We start from the raw sequence: 20,810 nt of genomic DNA, 5'->3' as shown, positions 1-20,810 counted from the left end.
CGACTCAGCCCAGTAAATCCTGTACTTGTTGTTGCAATTGATGACGATTTAAAGACGCAGGACTTAACACTTCACCGATAACAACATCCACTTTTGACCAAAAACGAGTCGGTCGTTTTGTGAGAGCATGTCCGCCTTTGTGGCTGAAAAAAGAACCCCAAAGCCCTTTTAACGCCATAGGGATGACAGGAACAGGGTTACGTTCAAGGATTTTCTCTACACCAGGGCGAAACTCACCCAATTGACCGTTAGACGTTAAACGACCCTCAGGGAAGATACAGACAACCTCACCGTCGTTAAGTGCTTGTTCAATCTGTTCAAATGCTCGTCGGTAAGTGTCGGCACACTTACGTGGAGAACAGATCGGGATAACACCAGCATGACGGAATACATATTTAAGAACAGGTAGCTCGCTGATGGACTTGTCCATCACAAAACGAACCGGGCGAGTAGAGGTTCCCATCAAAATCAATGCATCGACATAGCTAACATGGTTAGCCACGATTAACGCAGCACCTTGTTCAGGAATATGTTGGCGCCCCGTTACTGACACACGATACATACAATGGCTGAGTAAATAACTGATAAAGCGTTGTGTAAATTCCGGTACTTGACGATAGACATAGATTGCCACGAAGAAGTTACCTATTGCCATCATGGCAAACAGTTCCACAATAGAAAGCTCTAGTGCGCTGAGTACAACGATCGAAACCAAAGCAGACACCACCATAAACAACGCATTCATGATGTTGTTAGCAGCAATGGCACGTGCACATTCCCCTTTGTTTGAACGAGATTGGATGAACGCATAAAGAGGAACAATAAAGACACCGCCGCTTACACCAACAAGGAACAGGTCAATCATGACGCGCAGATGTTTGGATTCAGCAACGAAGCTTTGCACATCATAAAAGTGCACCGGAAGTGATGGATAACTTGGGACGGCCCATAGCAAGTCGACGCCAAAGACGGTCAGACCAAGGATACCGAATGGCAAAATACCAAGCTCAACGTGGTTGAAGGAAAGTTTTTCACACAACCAAGAGCCTGTCGCGATGCCAATGGAAAACAATGCCAACAGTAAAGAAACGACAGTGCTGTCTGCAAACAAATGTTCACGCGCAAAGTTAGGGAATTGAGTCAGGTAAGTCGCACCCATAAACCAAAACCAACTGATGGCTAGAACAGACATCCAAATGCCTCTCTGTTTTTTTGCCACTTTTAACGTGTTTTTTAAACCAGAAATCGGTTCAAACTTCGCTTTGTCAGTCGATTGGCTAGGCATCGTTGGAATATTCACGCTGCTCATGAATCCAAGCAAAGACAAGGCAATCACGACACAAGAAGCAATCAAGGTACCATTAGGAATGGCTAGCAGCAGGCCTGCGCTAAGCGTACCTATAAGAATCGAAAGGAACGTGCCCATTTCAACCCAAGCATTTCCTTTAACAAGCTCATTTGGTTTGAGCGCTTGTGGTAGTAAGGCGTATTTTACGGGACCAAAATAGGCCGATTGAGTGCCTGTCATAAACAAAAGAGCCAGCATCAGCATGGCACTTTGAGTGGCAATAGCGGTTGCAGCGCAAGACATGATAGCCAGCTCGATGAGCTTTAGACGCCGGATTAATTTGGCTTTGTCCATGCTGTCAGCGACGGCACCAGCATGCGCAGAGAATAGAAAGAAAGGTAGGATGAATAAGCCTGCCGCCAAATTAACGAATAGATTGACGGATATTGGTAGGTTATCAATTTGGCTGTATGTCACCATCAACAACAGGACGTTTTTGTAGATGTTGTCATTGAGTGCGCCAAGGCATTGCGTCACAAAGTAAGGAAAAAAGCGTTTTGAGAAAAACATGCTGGCCTCGAGTAAACAAAGTCGAATGAGATGGGAGCACTTTATGCTCAATGAACGATTAAACCAGCTTTCTCTCTCAAGTGACGTTGCATGCCACCAAAAGTAACGAAATTCGTTACTTTTATTTCCATTTGTTTATTGAGTTACTAATTTTGAGGCTTTTGAGTGGATTTTCTTTCCCATGGTTCAAACAGAGGGAACGTCCAGCGACGCATCGCAATAATGAGAGAGGTGCCGTGTTTCTCGTCCATATCGAGAGAGCTATCACTTTGGCAAGCCTGATAAAACTCATCGATGACCTTTTGCAGTTTCTGTTGCAGTTTCTTGTTGGTTGGTACGCTCATCAATCCTGTTGCCATGGACAACTGTTCATCTTCACCGGAAAAGTAGCTTTGGAAAAAGGCGTCTTGAACTTGCTGTTGGAAGAACCGTTGAATAGGGCCGCCCATCTGCCACTTAAATGTCGGAGATATACGCAAACGAATTTTGTTATTTGGCTGCAAGTCGATGATGTTCAGACGATCCAACTGAGCCAGCTTTTGCACCAGTTCCAACTCATTGAAGGTGTATTGCTGAACGATTTGTTCAAACTGATAGCCATTTACAACACAGATCGCCACGAGTAGCAGGGCTTTATCGTCAACCAACTGCTTTTCTTGCTCTAACGTTAGCGACTCCAGACCTTTATTATGCGCAGCCGCGAGCTTAAACAGTTCCGCCATTTCTAAACCAATCAATTGGCAAATTCGTTCTAAGCGTTCAAGGCTAATGTGTTGACCTTCAGCGAGTAAACGTTTGACGCTTCCTTCACTTAAATCAAGGTGTTGTGCAACATCAGCATAATGCAGCCCAGCTAACTTTAGTTGGCGTTTAAGCTCTTTAATTAACGTACAGCTTTCTGACATTTACGCTGTTACCTCGTCGTGTAACTGCTCTAGGTACGTTTGCATAAAGGCTTTGCGTTTTTGAGCTTCGCGTCTCGCTGACTCCGTGTTCATAGTTTCAGCGATTTTGAATAACTTGGTTTGAAAGTGATCCAGAGTGAATTGTTTATCGTCGAGCTCTCGCTGTTGAGCAAAGATGTCTTTGTCATCGTAAAGTTGCGCATCAAACTCAGTGCTCACTTGTATACAGCGAGTAACGCCAATAGCACCTAATGCATCCAGCCGATCGGCATCTTGAACGACTTTTGCCTCCAATGTGTTGGGTCTGATATTAGCGCTAAAGCTGTGTGCTTCTATCGCATGGGCAATGGCATCATGGTATTGCTGCGGATAATCGATACTTTCTAAAAACGCGACCGCTTTTTTGGCTGCAATGATTGAGCTCTGCTTGCGGTTTGGATGATCTTTCGGATAGGTAAAACAATCATGTAAATAGGCGGCGGGAAGCACAATAGATAAGTCGGCGCCTTCTTCCATAGCCAGTTTTTTTGCGGTGTTTACGACCCGTTGAACATGGCTTATGTCATGCGCCGCATCGACTTGCATCTCTTGCTGCATAAATTCCAAAAATTGCGATTCTATCTGGCTTAATAAGGTCATGAGTTATATCTACAACTAAAGTGAAGGCGGAAGTATGCCGAACGCAGAGAGGAATTTCCAAGTTCGATAGTGTAATTGAGATTTAGCCATCAGAACCTTATGCAACTTAGTGAGTTTCGGGTCATCTTAAATAGCATTTTTGTGCGTTCGGTTGGCTACTAAGGTGGTAAGACACAGAACAGCAGTGACGTTTGCCAATAGCAAAAGGGCCTGATGATTTCGTTAGACCCTTTTTCGTTTTAGTCGGTATTTTTACTAACCTTAGCGCTTGAACGTCACTTGCTCTGCTTGTTCAAGATGAATATGAGTCGTCGCAGGCTGTGTCTCTACAATGACTTTACCGTGACGAACAGAGTAGCGAACCGGCACTTGGCGACGTACTGCGTCAAAAACATTTTCTGCAGGAAGAATCAGTAAACTACCTGGCTTACCTGTTTCAATGCCGTGCTTGTCTTGAATGTTCAGTGTACGTGCTGAATTGGTGCTGATCAGATCCAGTGAGTTGTTGATTTGGTCGTAACCCATCACCTGACACACGTGCAGACCCATATGCAGCACTTGCAGCATGTTTGCAGTGCCTAGTGGATACCATGGGTCGAATACGTCATCGTGTCCAAAGCAGACGTTGATGTTGGCATTCAGCATCTCTTTTACTCGTGTTACGCCACGACGTTTCGGATAATCATCAAAACGGCCTTGTAAGTGAATGTTCACCAGAGGGTTTGCCACGAAGTTGATACCGGACATGCGTAATAAACGGAACAGGCGAGATGCATAAGCGCCGTTGTAGGAACCCATCGCTGTTGTGTGACTGGCCGTGACTTTATTTCCCATATCGAACTTGTGCGCTAATGCTGCCAGCGTTTCAACGAAGCGAGATTGCTCGTCATCGATTTCATCACAATGCACGTCGATCAGACGGTCGTATTTTTGTGCTAACTCGAATACGTAGTGCAGTGATTCAATGCCATATTCGCGTGTGAATTCAAAGTGTGGAATCGCGCCAATAACGTCCGCCCCTAATTTGACGGCTTCTTCTAGCAGCTCTTTGCCATTTGGGTAAGAGAGAATACCTTCCTGCGGGAAGGCGACGACTTGGATATCTACCCACTCTTTCATCTCTTCACGCACTTCTACCATCGCTTTTAGGGCAATTAGGGTAGGGTCTGAAACATCGACGTGAGTACGAACGTGTTGTACACCGTTTGCGATCTGCCATTTTAAGGTTTGTTTTGCGCGCGTTTTCACGTCTTCAATCGACAGCATTTCTTTGCGCTCAGCCCAACGTTCAATACCCTCAAACAATGTGCCAGAGATGTTCCAGCTTGGCTCGCCTGCGGTTTGCGTTGTGTCTAAGTGGATGTGTGGCTCGCAGAAAGGTGCAACCGCCATGCCGCCTTCAGCATCGATGGTGTCACCGTTGTGATTAAGCTCCACATCGTTGCTTTCAATGCGCTTGAATTGACCATCTTCAATCAAAATTTGCTGCAGACCTTCTTGTCCTTTTAGCGTTACGTTTTTGATCAGTAGTGTTGTCATGATGGTTCCTTACGCTGGCTGTGTAGCCAGTGCTTTTTTGTTGAGAATAGGATTAAGAATTAGGAAGCTAATTGCGCCGCCAAGTACAGCGTTAATCGGCACTACGCCAGGCAGGAAGTGTCCCGCACCAACGCCAATCACGACAGCGATAATGCCAGCCCAGTTAACGTTTTGGAATTGGGCGGCTTCAAAGTTTGCGTAGCGTTTACGGTTCGTGAAGAAGTCAGCGATGATCACGCCGCCAATCGGTGGAATTGCCAACGATAAGAAGGTCAGCCAGCCAACAAAGTTATTGTAGAGCCAGAGAGCGCAAAGTGTGCCAACAAGCCCGTTCGCCATCGAGATGTATTTACTTGGTAAGCCAGTGATGTTGGAAAACCCAAGACCCGATGCGTAGAGCGCGTTGTCGTTAGTCGTCCAAATGTTTAATCCAAGTACGATGATGGCGGGAATTAATAAGCCTTGCGCAATCATCACTTCAGAGATGTCTGATTGACCAGTCACGGATGCACCTGCCGCGCCAAAGATAAACATTAACGAGTTACCGATGAAAAATGCCACCATGGTGATCATCACGGCGCTGCGCGGCTTTTTGCCAAAGCGCACGAAATCTGCCGTTAATGTACCAGCACTGACAAAAGAGCCAACAACCATCGCGAGAGCTATTGAAAAATCGAGTGGCTCGGTTGGTTGAACTTGTTGTAGTTCGCTAATACCGCCAACGCTATTTACTGCCTCAATGACAGAGTAACCGCCAAGTAGCGCAATGGCAGGAACGGCGATTGCTGACAGCACCATCAGTGCGGAGATGCCAAAGTAAACGGTCGCGGTCATGAGCAAACCGGAGACGAGGATCAACGTGTTGGTATCGATGCCCGTTGCTTTATGCACCGGAATCGCAAACATCGCGACACCAACTCCAAACCACCCAACTTGAGTACCGCCAAGAAGAGCGGAAGGAAGCCAAGAGCCTTTAGAACCAAAAGAGAAACGAGCAAGAAGGTGAGTAGAGAGACCAGTAGAAGCGCCGATGTAACCGAGGAAAGAAGTGTAAATACCGAGGATTAGGTTACCGATGAGAACAGCGAGGAAAAAATCATTAAAGGAGAGCCCAGTACCGAGAGAACCCCCTGTCCACATACTTGCGGAGAAAAAAGTGAGTCCTAACATCACCATGGTTAGTGACGCCACGCCTTTTCTGGCCGTGTTGGGAACTGGTCCAAGACTGTAGTTATTGTCTCCAGCCATTATTACCTCCGCACATTGAAATATTAAATTATAGCACCTGGTTTTCAGGCAAACGGCGCGTATTATCGTGATGTAAATTTAATAGTCAATGATAAAATTGCAATTTAAACGTTTGCTTGATTTTTGATTTCTGTTTTTTATTTTAATAACAATGACTTGGTTTTTAAGTTCTAAAAGTGAAAAGTTTATTTTTACGTATTTTCTATGATTTATAGACAGGTTTTCTATGTGAAATGAATGTTTTGAATTGCTATTTGTTTTTATGGATTAAATTTATCTATAACTCTGGATTGTTCAGTCGATTTCTATGAAAAGAAAACGATTTCATGATGAGATTTTTGGTTTGGACGTCATTTGTTCTTTTTTTTTGGTGTGTTTTCTTGGTTTTATTTTATGTAGGTGATTTGTTTTTGTTGAAGCTGGCATTTCTAATGGTTTAGTGGGCGAATATTTGAATTTTATAAACAGTAAACAATCTGTTGTGGGCAAGAAAAGTACAACCGAGCTCGGTCAGAGGATAAGAGAGCAATAGCCACATAAAAAAATAGCCAACCGCAAAGAGTGCGATTGGCTTATATACATGTGAACAAAATCAAGTTCACTAACAACGTCAGTTGGCTAGGTGACCCTCGGCTTAAGAAGGGTCGATTTATATAATGCAGTTACTGTGCCAACTTTAATATGCCCTAAAATACGTAGTTTCTGTGACATGCGTTGCTTAAAGTTTGAGTTTGTTTGCAATTTGCAACTGCGTTATGCAATTTGACTCTATTATGCTAATGATTGATTAATAAACAGTGGACTTTTTAGAGCATGACTAAACTCGCCGTCCCTAAAAAGGCGAAAAAACCAACCACATCTGTCACTGTTGTTAGAATCACCGAGCCAGCCAAAGCAGGGTCCAATTTAAACTTATCCAAAATAATGGGTATCAACACACCAAATAAAGCAGCGGTAATAATGTTGACGATAATGGCCAGCGCGATGGTTCCGCCTAAAACTGGCGATTGGAACCACAATCCGGCTAACCCGCCGATGATTAGCGCCCAAGCAATGCCGTTCAGTGAGCCTATGCCCAACTCATTTTTTAAGAATTTGAATCGGTTACCTGGGGTAATCTGATTAAGCGCCATCGCACGAACCATTAGAGTCAGCGTTTGGCTGCCTGCAATGCCACCCATCGATGCAACAATTGGCATTAGTACGGCCAAAGCCACCACTTGAGCAATCACGTCTTCAAATAGCCCGATAGTGACAGACGCTAAAATTGCAGTCAGCAAATTGATGCCCAGCCACACGCCGCGTTTTTGTGAGCTTTTTAATACTGGCGCAAACAAGTCATCGCCTTCATCCATACCAGTACCGGCCATTAAGCGCGCTTCGTAGATTTCACGTTGCGTACTCAATGCAAATTGCCAATCGACTTCACCAATCAGAGTTTGGTCTGCATCAGTCACAGGCAGAGCGGGCAGTGTGCTGTGCTCTAATGCTTCTACCGCTTCGGGAAGCATCATCTTACTGTCTAGCACCGTCACCGCTTCAATAACGAGTGTTTTCAAGCGAGTATCAGGATCACTACGTAAAATTTCGTAGTAATTGACAGTCCCTCGATACTGTTTATTACGGTTGATCAGGTAGACCTGTTGAGGCGTGTCGTAGCTATAGCGCTCCATTAACTGCTTAGCCGTTCCAATCGTAATATTAAAGGGTAGGGTGATGATTTTACGCTCAGCCCAGTGGCCGAGTTCTTCATCTTCATATTCGTTTGCTTGATCGTAAAGCTCTAACTCATCTTTTTCGATTAACGCGAGCGCTTCGTTGATGATCGACTCAGGCAACGAATCCGCCCATTCGATCAGCGATAAGTTATCAAGTTTAGCGAGGGTGAGTTTTAGCTCGACTTCAGATAATGCATTGATGATAGAAAAACGTACGTCGGCACGCATTTCCGTTAACACGTCGATATGCAGTTCTAGTGGCAAAGCTCGCCATAAGCGAACACGATCATCGATTGGAAAGGCTTCCAGAATTAGGGCGACTGCGCCAGGTTCGAGACCCGCTTCAATAGATTCATTGAGCGTTGCGACTTGATCCGCTTCTTCGGCTTGGCCAATTTGCTGGATTAGAGTGGAGAGATCTTGAAACTTGCTCACCTAGTACCCCGATAGTTAATTCGTTTTATGGAAGTATGGCATGTTATTGAGATGCACAACTATGCATCTTAACCTTGCTCAAGGTACTTGAAAGTAACAGAAAAACAATAGGCTATTCGCTGTTGATAGTGAGATATGGCTGTACCAATTGGCGAATGTTCACTTTTGCGCCAATTCTCGCTGCGAGCAAATACATTCCACCAATTTTACGATGTAAAAATAGGGCATCGGCAGGTGGGGTATGCCAGTACTCTTGTTCCATGCTCAAAATAGTGCCAGCTTCGCGAAGTTTTTGCGCTAAGCCACTGGCTTTAAAATCATATGGCTCATCAACTAACATGGGTTCACATGCCATTTTTACTAAATCGAGAATCGCTTGGCGCTGATCAGGTAAGATGGTTTGGCTGAAGAAGCCAATTTGCTCAAGCGCGTCATTCAAGCCTTGTTCGTCATTATTCATGACGGACGCAAAGGCTTTGCGATAGCCGGCACTGAATCGTTCGCTGTATTCGCGAGTTGCACCGAAATCTAACAAGCCGATTTGGCGAGTACTTTCAATGTACAAGTAATTGGCGAAGTTAGGGTCGGTTTGCACCATCTTGAATTCGAACAGCTCTCTGAACAGCAATTCGAGCAAACTGTGCATGACAAAATCTCGCGTACTTTGATCATAATGTTCGATGTGTTCAATGGGTACGCCGTCAATAAACTCCATGGCGAGAACGGAGTCTGAGCAACTTTCAGTGTGAATCTTTGGTACGACAAAATGAGGATGCTCCTTCAAAGCATCATGGTAACGAATCGCAAATTGCGCTTCTCGGGTGTAATCGGCTTCATCATGCAGTTGCTTTTTCGCTTCTTCGAGCAATCCTTTGTAGTCGACAGACTCGGGAATCAACCCAACGACCTTGAGCAGTGTCCCGACATTATCGACGTCGCTATCAATACTTTTTCGTATGCCCGGATATTGCACTTTGACGGCTAGGTTATCGCCCGCATCGCTGTAGGCTTGGTGCACTTGTCCTATTGATGCACTGGCGATTGGTTTGAAGTTAAATGATAGAAACTCAGCTTTCCAACTCGTTCCTAGCGAACTTTCCATGACTCCGTTCAGTTGCTTTGCAGGCATTGGGTCTGCGTTGGAGCGAAGGCGGGAGAGAATATCGGCGAGTTCAGGTTCTAAAACATCACCAGCATCCATTGAAAGCATTTGACCAAGCTTCATTGCAGCGCCACGTAGGTGAGCAAGTTGGTCTGTCAACCGTGCGATGTTTTGTGGCGTCAGCAAGAGGTCTTTCGCTTTTGGTTTATTGCCTTTGGCGATTTGTTTCGTGCCTTCTGCAATCACATTGCCTGCGACACGGGTAGCAAGTGAAGCGAACTTGCTGAACCTTGAGATACGATGGGTAGGTAGGCTTCTTTCCTTTGCCGACATGAATCTTCTCCGCTGTCTACTAACTAATTGTTATACGGGAAAAGGATGTGTTTGGATACAAATGAAAAAACCGCCAGCGAAACTGGCGGTTTGTGAGTTTAGATGGAGTAGAAGAAGTACAGCTGAGACTTCATTCGAATGATGATCCCGCGAATCACATCTAAGAAGGCCATGAAGCCTATCGGTTTTTCACCGCTGACCCATGCGAGGCCAACAGAGCCAACAGGAATGTCGTAGCCTTCTGGCTCATCAATCTTAAGACGAACAAAGTGGTGTTTGTTCTGTAAATTCTTTCCAGTGGTGATACGTACGGAATCATCGAAACCCAGCAGATTACCTTGTGACTCACCTGTTGCTTCAACAATGCCTTCGACGGTCGCTGAGAAGATCTTACCTGGGTAAACGGACGAAGAGAATTCCGCTGGCTGACCCGGTTTGATGTTACGAATCGCCTGGTGGTTGACTCGCATCAGCACATACTTCTCGTTAGTGTACATGTTGATACGCGGCATCATCGATACACGCTGACCTTCACGCAGGATAAAGTTGGTGACAAAACCATCTGTTGGGGCATGAACTTTTGTGCTATTCAAATCCCATTGCGCTTTTGCAATTTGCTCTTCAGCTTGGCGCAGTTCGGCTTGTTTGGTTTCAACTGCAAGTTCCGCTTTATGAATCGCCAGTTTTGCACGGGAAATATCGACTTGTTTCTTCTTAATTTGAGACTCAAGGGTAAACACGTTGTGACGTGCCATATCAACCGCACTCGATTGTTTGTCGATGTCGCTTTCCGTGATGGTGTTTTGCACCACTCGGTTTTGCTCAACATAACGATCTAGCATCTTTTTCTGCAATTTGTAGTCAACTTTCGCCGCTTCCAATTGGCTCTTGGATGTTTCTAGATCTTGCACCAATGCTTGATGATTCGCTTCTTCAATCTCGATGTCGCCTTTTGCCGTAGCTAATGCGACTCGTGCAGAATCGGCGGATACGCTCGCCTGATTTAATGCGATTTCGTATTGCGTTGGGTCAAGTTCATAAATAAGCTGACCTTCTTTAACTTGTTGATTTGGCTTAATGTAAATGTGGTCAACTTTACCTTTTACATTGGTTGAATCTGGACGCAATTGGATGTGTGGTGACTGCACGACAGAACCACCGGATAAATCCATCGGGGTGAAGTTAATCAAACCTACCCATACGAACATCAGCCAACTCAAACCGCCAAGATAAGCGAACGATTTGGTTGCTTTGTTCCAAGGCATGCCAACCCAACGCAGCAGATAGATGAAGAGAGCCCATACCGCTAAACCTTCTAACATTCCGCTTCCTCTTTTGGTTGTGTTTCTGTTTGCGGTTTACTTCTCCATGTATCACGCAGATTGATGATGGCTTTTTCCATATCAACGAATGCAAAGATCACGGCTAGCACCCAAACCCAGTGCCAGACAAACCCTATCCAGGTGAGCGCAGTGATGAGCCCTATCTGATGATGGTCTTTGCTGTGCGCCTTATTAATTGGCAACTCATGGATTTTCCAAAAGCCGTAACACGCGCCCGCGACACTCGCGATTAAAACGACGGCAGCGACAATATGTAACGCTGTATCTGCACCAGTTCCGACAAATGGGACACTCAGTAAACTCATTAAACACTCCTCTATCAAACGGTTGGCGTATTGTGATCTGGATTTGATTTAGGTCTTTCTTTGTGACAGATTCAATCAATAGAGGATTAAATTTGATGTGATTGGTAATGAAGACGGTTCGATTTATTCGCGCGATGGGCATTCTAAACATGCATAACCTCGCGTTATCTAAATATAATGTGGGCTCGGATGAACTGGGGATTCCGTCGTCGGTATTTCACAACCCAATGACACTGATCCCGCTAAAAGCCGTCGCAGAATGGTATCGTTGTGTTGAACAAGCCAGCAGTGATCCAGATGTGGTTTTGAGTCTCAGCCGAGGTATTGAACTGCAAAAGCTTGGACCTGTGGGACGCTGGCTATTTTCTGGGAATGATTTAGCCAGCGCGATTCGACGCGTTAATTATGGTGCGAGTAACTTACAATCTGGGGCGTTTTTTGCTGGCGAACAGTCGGGCAAAATCATCAAATGGACTTACCACAATCCGTTTATAGAAACGTCAGTAAAGGTGCACGATAGTATCCGCGGTGCGGTATTTATGATTAAAGTGCTACGCGAATTTCTTGGTAAAGACTATCAGCCTTTGCGCGTCAAGATTTCAGGGTCGAGAAAAAATACTGAGCGATACCGGGAATATTTCGGCTGCGAGGTGGAATGGAGTCAGCCAAAAACAGAAATATGGATCCCGGGAGATGACCGATTAGCTTCTCGACAAGTGAGCCATCGCGAAGACAGCCGTCTAGCGATGAGTTTTTCCGATTTGGATGATTTGCTTAATATGCCCGACCCAGAAGATGAGTTGAAAGTGATTTATGAAGTGGTGAACTACAGCAGTCATTATGGATTGCCAACGTTAGAGCGCGTTTCTTCTCTGCTTGATTTATCTGAACAGCAGTTTCAACGTCGTTTGCACAAATTAGGCCTCAACTTCTCGATGGTATCCGGCTATGTATTGAGTAATATTGCGGCTGGGTTATTGAGTAAGCGCGTGAGTATTGATGACATTGCTATGCGCCTTGGTTACACCAATGTGGCGAGCTTCAATCGTATGTTTAAGAAACATCGTGGATTAACGCCCAAGCAGTATGCGGGAAGATTAGAAAAGTAATGCTTCACTTGTCTTTATGAAAACAAGCAATAAAAGCCCTCAAGGTAGAGGGCTTTATTATTTTTTGTGTGGTGTTGTTTAATGTAATGGCTATTTCTTAGGGCGCCAGCTTAGTGCACTTGCAACAGCGCCGATGGCAATCACATCCTTTTTTTGTTCACTAAGTTCTGGGAGCATTTGTACCGCAATGGTACCGTTCGTCTGTACAGCGGCAATTTCTTGTGTGCCTTCCTTAAAGCTATAACCCAATGGAATGTCTACCGCCATCATGGCGTCGGGACTAGTATGTACGGTTTCTACATTAAAGTGGGTGCTGCCGATACGCACTACGCCAGTCTCTTTTTTCTCGAAGCTGATGTCGATGAGAGCGGATTTTGGCTCCATCGCAAACTCACCGACTTTTTTACCATCTTGAGTAATGTCACAGGTGTAAGGATCATTCCCACCAAAATCGACGCCCATGTAGTTAACCGACATACCGCCTCCAGCGCAGCTCAGAAGCCAAGTTTCCCCGTTGTCGATACGAGTAACTTCTGCGCCCATCGTACCTTCTTTGAAAGAGATATGGTTAAACCAACTTGAGTTAGAAGCACTGCGTGAATAGTTGCCTTTGTACTTACCAGCAAAATCAAAATGACCATCTGCACCGAATCCCCAAAAATCTCCGTCGGTTTTGATCAGCATTTCTGGTTGTGCTTTTACGGCATCAGTACGATCCATGACGGCTAGGCCACCACAACCTACAAGGAGTAGGGGAGCGAATAGAGTAAGTTTCTTCATGTTTTTCATCGTTTATAGCTCGGTTACATCTAAGATTTGGTCGGTGAATTGGATCTTTTGAATGTCGTACAACTCATCCGAGCCTGTACTCGGACACTTAACAGAAACGCTCTTTGCTTTGATAACAGTACATTCTGCCAGTTTGTGTGGCACGATATAGGTGTTGATACCACCTTCACCATAAATGCTGTTGTCTTTGCTGTTGCCTTCAAAGGTATTGTCTTGGTCATTACCGATGACATTCATTGCGTCGTCGCCAATGATCTTCACTCTTGTCAGCCACTGAGATTTGTAGGTGTATGCTTCTATCAAGCCGTCTTTGTTGGGAGCCATACGGAAGGTAGGCACTGTGCCTGGATTTGTCTTTTCTGTGTAAAGTTTGACGCCCGCAGAGTCGATGTTCGCGGTGTATTGCAAGTATCCGTGGAATAAGCCGCTGATCCAATCAACGGCTTGTGGATCTTGAGTTTGCATTTCTTCACGTGTTAACGCTTGGTAGCCATCTAAACCTTGTCCGTTTGCTTTTGCTACACCCATGTAAGCTTCAAAAGCGGCAGCAAAGTATTCGTGAGAATATGAAGGGCCCGTTTGTTTAACACTTTCAGGATCGAAGTCGTCCGATTTCCAATCGTCCCAGTCATACTGAGTTGGGCGCCACACCGTCGGTTTGCCCGCTTGAATATCGTTATAGATTTTTAACGCATGAGCTTGAATGTCATTTTGCAGTGCCGCAGTCCCCGTGTTAGGTGCAATACCTTGCGCTTGGACCAAGTGTAAAATTTCTTCAAAAGCGGCGTCTCGTTCGGCTTTTTTACCAAGATTGGCACAGTAATCGGCAAAATTACTCATGTAATGGCAATCGCCTTCAACTGTCAGTTCTCGATACATCAAAGATTGGCTGTTCCTTAGCCAGTTTGGTGTTTCTTTACTATTTACTAATGTTGCCACGATAGATGTGACAAGTGTATCCATATCATCTTCGTTAAGTACCATCATGCTTACAACAAACTTTTCTAGAGAACTCGTATCAAAAGAGTGTGCTAAGCCCGAGTTTGTCACTGCATCGTTCAGTTTGTCTTGGCGAATCAGTTCGTTGATAAAGATTTTGGTTAACATCTCATCATTCTGTTCGTCGTTTTCGGTCAGCATTAGTGTGGCATCACGCTCGGCTAATGTCTTAGCGATACGAGACTTGTCAGCGCCGTACTTAGAGTCTGGTTGGTTTGTGAGAAGGTGTTGGATGATTTTGGCTGCACGAAAGATTTTTTCATTATTCGCACCGTCATCAACAGCCACAATGTGAAATGCATCATTGTTATTTGCTTCAGAAAGGGAGATTTTCACATAGTGGGTGAAGCCCGCATCAGCAGCCACTTTTAACTTGGCTGGAAGCTCTGTAGAAACGACAGTTGGGATTGTGACAGTGCTCAATGTTGGCGCTGGTGGTGTTGGAGGTGTCGTTGTCGATGGTTTCGAATTAGATTCACTGCCGCCGCAAGCAGTTAGACTTATCGCGCAAAATATGGCTAAAGGTGTTAATTGGGAATATCTCATTTCATGTTACTCGTAGACTTTATTAGAGCAAGAAACTTAGAAGCAACATAAAGTCCTGTCTATATAAGCAAACAAAGTCATATATATCGATATTGTTTTTTGGTAAGGACTATCATTCGATATATTTAAAAATGTAGTGGATTTTTATTCCGAAATTTATTTTTTATGTGAAGCTATATTCTGCTAATAAATAAAACATCAGGTTATTGCATGGTTTTAGGGGCGTGGAATGATTAGGATTATCGTATATGTATGGTTTGTAAGCGTATGTAAGCCCGCTTTTTATTAAAATTATCATTTAAGTGGGTTGCGCAGTATAGGACGAGCGATATACTCCCTCCATCATATTGGTGGAGTAAATGATTCATGGTGGGCAATACAATCTTACTGGTAGAAGACGACTCTGAGATTGCTCGATTAACCAAAATGTACCTCGAAGCCGAAGGCTATACAGTAACTGTTATCGACAACGGTCAAAATGCATTAGAAACGATTCACGGACTCAATCCGGACCTAGTGCTGTTAGATTTGATGTTGCCGGGAAAAAATGGCGCAGAAATATGCCAAGAGGCACGTAAATTTTATCATGGGATTATCATTGTTTTGACTGCAACCGATGATGAAATGAGCGAGGTGAGCTTATTTAAGTTCGGTGCTGATGATTACCTTACCAAACCGATAAAAGGCAATATCCTTCTCGCCCGTATTGAAGCGGCGCTACGTCGCTATCGTCGTCAAGTTGATACCGTTGAAGAAGAAAAGCTGAGCCGATATGGCATTAGCCTTTGTCTTCGTCGCTCCCAAGCATTTTATTTGCAAAAAGATATTGGTTTAACGAGCTCTGAGTTTGAAATTCTAGAGCTCCTGATGCTGAATGTCGATAAGCCAGTATCTCGTGAATCATGTTGCCGTCTTGCCAGAGGCATTGAATACTGCATTACTGATCGTTCGATTGATATGCGTATATCCTCACTAAGGAAGAAATTCTCTAAGGCTCATATCCATACTGCTACCATTAAGACCATACGTCACCACGGCTATATGCTGACAGGTAAATGACGCATGTTTTCCCTGTTTACTCGTCTATATGTGGGGTTAGTTACTGGCCTTGCGCTGACTGTTGCTTTGTTTCTCTTTATGGGGGAAGAGTACATGCGCAAAACAGAAGTCGGTGTTTTTTTGAGTGATGGTGCTTATTTTGTCGATCAATACATTGAGCAACGAGGCACTCCGGATTCTCTCTATAAGAAGTTAACCGAAAACGGCAAGCAAGATTTCTTTATCTTTGATTTAACATTGGTTGAAAACTGGGACGGATCACCGCCTTGTCGAGATTGTAAGCTGCTGTACCGAATACAAGGGATACCTGTTTATCTTATTGATGGCAGTACCTATGCCGCGGTATTCCCTTTACCTAACACCTCGAAGAGTTTAGTTTTCAAAGAAAAAACGGATTTCTTTAGCCCAGATGTTGATTGGAATGAAGATTCTGAGATTGTATTTATACTGACTCTACTTTTGGTTGTTGTGTGCAGTTTAGGCATTATGGTTTACATACCTGTACGACGTCTTGACCGCCAAATTCGACAACTAACGGCTGCACAACAACAATTTGGTTATGGTGAGTTGAATACGCGAGTCGATCTAAAGCAATTTTCGCAACCCGTGAAAGAGCTCGCCCAAGGCTTCAACAACATGTCTGAAGAGATTGAGAGACGAGTACGTCAAACACACATCTTTACTCAAGCTATTCCTCATGAAGTGCGCACTCCGCTGAGTCGTATTCAGCTAGCGACGGATTTAGCTAGGCGCACGAGTGGTGAAATGCAGGCAGAGTTACATGACGATATTGAACGATACGTTGATGTAGTGACGGATTTAACGTCCGACATCGTCATGCTGTCTCGCTTGAGTGTGAAAAACCATTCTTTGAGCGATTCTGTTGAAACCATGGAACTGCCTCTTTGGTGTAAAAGCCGCATGAATTACCTAGGCTTAGAGTCCACCATGTTGAGAGCAGAAAATGAACTCGCGAACCAATTGATTCACTTTCAGCCTACTTTGGGTAACCTCGTCCTCGATAATTTACTGCAAAACGCCAAGCGTTACGGTGAATCCTGCGTTGAGGTGACGATTCGAATGGTAGCGGATTGCTGGAGCATCGATATTGAGGACGATGGTCCGGGCATCCCTGAAGCGATGCGAGAAGAAGTATTTATGCCATTTTCGCGTTTAGACAAAAGCCGCAACGCCGACATGAAAGGCTTTGGTTTAGGGCTTGCCATCGCTACCAGTGCAGCGAGGCAACTGGGTTGGGAGCTTTCCGTCGGCGAGAGTCACTTAGGCGGTGCACGTTTTACGGTGCTTATTCCTGCCAACGATTAGAGTAGGCACTGCGGTAGTCTGGTTCAGCGATACCTTCATACAAATCTTCACAAGCTTGCAGCGGACCTACGACGGTTCGGTAGGGTAGGACACCTGCCCAAACAGGAATATCCATATCTTCCGCATCGTCGTTGACGCCAAAATTGCTGATTTTCACAGATGCCTCTGTGAGTGGGATACGCAGCAGCATGGTGGCTTTGAGCTCTTTTTCATTACTCAAACGGACTTGTTTTGTTCTCCCTGGAGCGATCTGTTCGATAAAGTGATTCAGCAACCTGTCTTTTTCTTGGTTATTCTCCACCATCTCAAACTGGCCAAAGACCACGGCGCTACGATAATGCGCACTGTGGTGAAATGCACTTCGAGCCAATACCCAACCATCAAGCAAAGTAAAGGTTAAGCACGTTTGCACTCCTTGTTTGAGTGAGCGTAACAGTCGACTGTTGTTGGCACCATGGATATACACGTAATCATCGACACGCCATGCCAGCATAGGGATGACCACAGGGCCTGACTCGTTGGTTATCGCAATATGAGCGATTAGGCTTTCATCTATGATGGCGTGCAGTTTGCTAACATCAGAGACGGCTTTATGTGCGCCTTTCTTAATTTCCGTTCTATTGGTGTTGGATAGCATTTTCTCTCCTTGTTTGCTCACGATTACGAGCGATTGATCCTCATTCTTTGATTGCAATGTAGCGTTTAACTGGTAGCTTAAAGAGAGCCACTTTTAACTAATGGATGGATCCAGTTTGTCTTTGATTGATATCGGTGACCTGCATTTAAAAGACAGTGATGGAACGCGTCAGCAAGCGTTGTTTTTTGCTATTCGCAAGAAAATTGTTCAAGGATTGTGGGTGAAGAATGGGAAGTTGCCTTCTACGCGGAAGCTTTCACAGGCGCTTAATCTAAGTAGGAATACCGTGATTTCTGCCTACGAACAGTTAGTGGCGGAAGGGTACTTGAACAGCCAAAAAGGTTCTGGCTTTTATGTTGCCGTAGAACTGCCGGAGCAGTACTTGCCTGAACCTAATTCAGTTCAGAGAGACTCATCACCGAAAACCAACTTTGACATCAACCGCGCATTTGCACCGGGTGTGCCGGATTTGGACGCATTTCCGATGGCGCAGTGGCAAAAGCTAGTTGCTCGCCACATGTCCCGCACCTGCTTGCTAGGGAATCAAGATATTCAGGGCAGTTGGGCATTGCGCTGTGCTTTAGCTGACTACCTTGCATCAAGCCGTTCAGTAAATTGCTCCCCAGAGCGCATCATTATTACCTCTGGGGCACAGCAAGCGTTGTCAATCGCGACGATGGTAGCTCTAAAACAAGGTGATAAGGTTCTGATGGAGCAACCAGGTTACGCGCAAATGCGGAAGTTGATTCAGTTCCAAAACTATCAATTTGAGCCTTTGTTCGTAAGAGAGAAATTAGGTTTTGATGTGGAAGCTGTGACCTCAAGCGATGCCGATGCGCTGTATATCACACCAAGTAATCAATATCCGATGGGTACCACACTCAATACCGAGCAAAGAGGAAAGATCATCAACTGGGCGGTCGAACAATCAAGTTGGATAATCGAGGATGATTATGACAGCGAATTTCAGTTTGCTCATCGTCCCTACACCAGCTTACAGGGGCTAGCAGCTCAAATGGGTCGAGATGATCGCGTGTTGTATGTGGGTTCCTTCAGTAAAGTGATGTTTAACGGATTGCGGCTTGGCTACCTTGTGGTTCCTGAACGTTTAGTAGAGCAATGTTTGGTGGTTAAAGATGCGTTAAGTGGTGATTCACCGACGCACACTCAAGAAGCGTTGGCAGATTTTATTACCGAGGGTGGGTTGTTGCGCCATATCCGAAAAATGCGCCGACTATATAAAACCAAGCATGAACAGATGCATTTATCCATTCAACAGCATTTTGGCGACAGTGTTTGCGTCGTTAGCCAAGCGGCGGGACTTCATATTACGTTGAAATGGCAAAACGGTATGGATGAGCTGCGTTTTACAAAACTGGCAGAACATGAAGGGATCATCTTGCGACCTTTGAGCTATTATGAACATCCAGGTTTCCAAGCACGTCACTGGCATGGTGCCGTGCTTGGTTATGGCAATATCGCGTTAGAGAACATAGACGCTGGTATCCAACGTTTAGCCCTAATTTTTCGACATGGGAAGCAGTGACTATTCAACTGCGCGTGTTTGTCGTTTATGTCGCCACTGTTTCCAAGGCAGTAAAAGTAGAGTGAAAATGCCAAGTGCATAAAACATTGACCAGCCTAAACATATAAAAACACCGGTACAAAGCAGTAGAGAAAGTCCCGCAAGCGCTTTACCAAACCCACGAAGCAATTTATAAGCGGCTAACATCGCCAACATGTAAACCAAAACGAATACACTATTTGCTAGTTTTAGGAAAAACTCCAGATCGAGCTGCGATAGCGTTCCTATCACGCAAGATATTAGCAGTACGCCGCCAACTAATAAGGTGGCTGAGAAAGGGACACCACGACGCGAAATCTTGGCTAGTGGGCTGTAAGGACGATGTTCCCGAGCTTGAGCCCAGACCATTCGCGCTAGGCTTTGTGTGTATAAGTTAACGCTCGCGAAACAAGCGGAGAATCCGATCAAACTGATTATCCATTTGGCCCCATCGCCAAGTAGTTGAGCACTCAACCATGGAATCGATGCATTATCGAATTGAGCATTACCATATGCACCAAACTTTAAAATAACGACAGAGCATGCCCAATAGGTAGCCCCCGCTACAAAACAACCGACCACAATGGCAATAGGGAAATCTCTTTGAGGGTTTTTGAACTCTTCCCCCATATGAGCAAAAGCCTCTATGCCAACAAAACACCAGAACATCACGCCAAGCGCTGCGGTAATAGGCCAAATTGACTCTTGTGTGATAGCTGGCATCACGAGATCGGCGCTGTTAACGTCGCCTTTCCATAAAAATGTGCCAACGAGCGCAAAGACACTCAAAGCAATAAGAGTTTGTAAATGACCTGATGACTTAGTGCCCATCAAGTTGACGAACACAAGAAGTAATACCGTTAGAATTTGTGCAAACAGATTATTGCTAATAGGCTCTGGCAATATTTGCTGTAGAAAGCCTGCGGCGAGTGCAATCGCGGCCGGAACCCCTACCGGAATGACACTAACAAATAGCCAAGCTACACTGCTTTCCAGCTTGGCGTTAAATGCTTTACGTACAAAAAATGCGGTTCCGCCCGCATTGGGATATCGCTTGCCTAGCTGGGCAAAAGTCAGCGCAATAGGACAAATGGCGATGAATAATAAAATCCAGGCCCATAGTGAAAAATGACCCGCTATGCCTGCTGCAATGGCTGGTATCATAAAAAGCCCCGTTCCCATTAATGTTGTGGATAGTTGGGCGATACCGGATGTGAGTGAAATGTCTTTTTTGAGCTGTTCCATGCTAATTGATTCATCCAATGTTGTAGGACTTATGACGAAAACGCTTGTGGCTTCTAATTATCTCATTTATTGGAGTTTAATGAGCCCGCTAGTGCGCTGAGTGCATAAGAA

General features: G+C 44.9%; 17 protein-coding genes. 4 read left to right on the top strand and 13 right to left on the bottom strand.

The genetic code is table 11. From position 1 onward, the window contains the following. Window positions 1-4 precede the first annotated feature (4 nt). The 9 genes from R2S67_RS19680 to R2S67_RS19640 form a co-directional block, all read right to left on the bottom strand. Window positions 5-1,858 (bottom strand): MFS transporter, encoded by a 1,854-nt coding sequence (locus tag R2S67_RS19680; RefSeq protein ID WP_317346699.1) that lies wholly within the window; start codon window positions 1,856-1,858, stop codon window positions 5-7. Window positions 1,859-2,004: 146 nt separating this feature from the next. Continuing rightward, window positions 2,005-2,763 (bottom strand): helix-turn-helix transcriptional regulator, encoded by a 759-nt coding sequence (locus R2S67_RS19675; protein WP_317346698.1) that lies wholly within the window; start codon window positions 2,761-2,763, stop codon window positions 2,005-2,007. Beyond that, complete coding sequence (locus R2S67_RS19670) at window positions 2,764-3,402, bottom strand: HD domain-containing protein (RefSeq protein ID WP_317346697.1); 639 nt, start codon at window positions 3,400-3,402, stop codon at window positions 2,764-2,766. It abuts the gene before it with no gap. A 261-nt stretch (window positions 3,403-3,663) separates the two neighbouring features. Next, window positions 3,664-4,941, bottom strand: a complete 1,278-nt coding sequence (locus R2S67_RS19665; RefSeq protein WP_317346696.1) for a cytosine deaminase — start codon at window positions 4,939-4,941, stop codon at window positions 3,664-3,666. A 9-nt stretch (window positions 4,942-4,950) separates the two neighbouring features. Then, window positions 4,951-6,189, bottom strand: a complete 1,239-nt coding sequence (gene codB / locus R2S67_RS19660; RefSeq protein ID WP_005373644.1) for a cytosine permease — start codon at window positions 6,187-6,189, stop codon at window positions 4,951-4,953. A gap of 806 nt (window positions 6,190-6,995) precedes the next feature. Then, window positions 6,996-8,342 (bottom strand): magnesium transporter, encoded by a 1,347-nt coding sequence (locus R2S67_RS19655; RefSeq protein WP_005396363.1) that lies wholly within the window; start codon window positions 8,340-8,342, stop codon window positions 6,996-6,998. A gap of 112 nt (window positions 8,343-8,454) precedes the next feature. Beyond that, complete coding sequence (locus R2S67_RS19650) at window positions 8,455-9,777, bottom strand: ABC1 kinase family protein (RefSeq protein WP_257081109.1); 1,323 nt, start codon at window positions 9,775-9,777, stop codon at window positions 8,455-8,457. A gap of 98 nt (window positions 9,778-9,875) precedes the next feature. Continuing rightward, a complete protein-coding gene (locus tag R2S67_RS19645; RefSeq protein ID WP_317346695.1) occupies window positions 9,876-11,099 on the bottom strand; it encodes an HlyD family secretion protein in 1,224 nt (407 codons plus the stop codon). Next, window positions 11,093-11,425, bottom strand: a complete 333-nt coding sequence (locus tag R2S67_RS19640; RefSeq protein WP_182037192.1) for an MFS transporter — start codon at window positions 11,423-11,425, stop codon at window positions 11,093-11,095. Before R2S67_RS19640 ends, R2S67_RS19645 begins: the two co-directional genes overlap by 7 nt. 107 nt (window positions 11,426-11,532) lie before the next feature. On the opposite strand from R2S67_RS19640, the gene R2S67_RS19635 reads away from it, so the two are divergent. After that, window positions 11,533-12,534 carry an AraC family transcriptional regulator gene (locus R2S67_RS19635; protein WP_317346694.1) on the top strand — a complete coding sequence of 334 codons (1,002 nt, stop codon included), beginning with the start codon at window positions 11,533-11,535 and terminating at the stop codon, window positions 12,532-12,534. Window positions 12,535-12,624: 90 nt separating this feature from the next. Here R2S67_RS19635 and R2S67_RS19630 read toward each other — a convergent pair whose 3' ends face one another. Beyond that, window positions 12,625-13,314: a hypothetical protein gene (locus R2S67_RS19630; protein WP_317346693.1), complete on the bottom strand. Its 690-nt coding sequence runs from the start codon at window positions 13,312-13,314 to the stop codon at window positions 12,625-12,627. 12 nt (window positions 13,315-13,326) lie between these two features. Beyond that, the gene (locus tag R2S67_RS19625) at window positions 13,327-14,868 is read right to left on the bottom strand and encodes a hypothetical protein (RefSeq protein ID WP_213906167.1); all 1,542 of its coding nucleotides are present in this window, start codon (window positions 14,866-14,868) and stop codon (window positions 13,327-13,329) included. 366 nt (window positions 14,869-15,234) lie between these two features. Here R2S67_RS19625 and R2S67_RS19620 point away from each other — a divergent pair, with 366 nt between their 5' ends. Both R2S67_RS19620 and R2S67_RS19615 read left to right on the top strand, forming a co-directional pair. Then, a complete protein-coding gene (locus R2S67_RS19620; protein WP_025546713.1) occupies window positions 15,235-15,927 on the top strand; it encodes a response regulator transcription factor in 693 nt (230 codons plus the stop codon). 3 nt (window positions 15,928-15,930) lie between these two features. Continuing rightward, a complete protein-coding gene (locus tag R2S67_RS19615; protein WP_256898799.1) occupies window positions 15,931-17,253 on the top strand; it encodes an ATP-binding protein in 1,323 nt (440 codons plus the stop codon). Here R2S67_RS19615 and R2S67_RS19610 read toward each other — a convergent pair. Continuing rightward, window positions 17,234-17,890: a pyridoxamine 5'-phosphate oxidase family protein gene (locus R2S67_RS19610; RefSeq protein ID WP_005396375.1), complete on the bottom strand. Its 657-nt coding sequence runs from the start codon at window positions 17,888-17,890 to the stop codon at window positions 17,234-17,236. The genes R2S67_RS19615 and R2S67_RS19610 overlap by 20 nt on opposite strands. Before the next feature lie 100 nt (window positions 17,891-17,990). Here R2S67_RS19610 and R2S67_RS19605 point away from each other — a divergent pair, with 100 nt between their 5' ends. Beyond that, a complete protein-coding gene (locus R2S67_RS19605; RefSeq protein WP_317346692.1) occupies window positions 17,991-19,436 on the top strand; it encodes a PLP-dependent aminotransferase family protein in 1,446 nt (481 codons plus the stop codon). On the opposite strand, the gene yjeH is transcribed toward R2S67_RS19605, so the two are convergent. Next, window positions 19,437-20,699 carry an L-methionine/branched-chain amino acid transporter gene (gene yjeH / locus R2S67_RS19600; protein ID WP_317346691.1) on the bottom strand — a complete coding sequence of 421 codons (1,263 nt, stop codon included), beginning with the start codon at window positions 20,697-20,699 and terminating at the stop codon, window positions 19,437-19,439. Window positions 20,700-20,810: the final 111 nt, after the last annotated feature.

Source organism: Vibrio sp. T13N, assembly GCF_032970445.1.
GTDB lineage: Bacteria > Pseudomonadota > Gammaproteobacteria > Enterobacterales > Vibrionaceae > Vibrio > Vibrio diabolicus.
The sequence above is the reverse complement of the archived record's forward strand: the minus strand, read 5'-3'. Positions and strand labels throughout refer to the sequence as shown.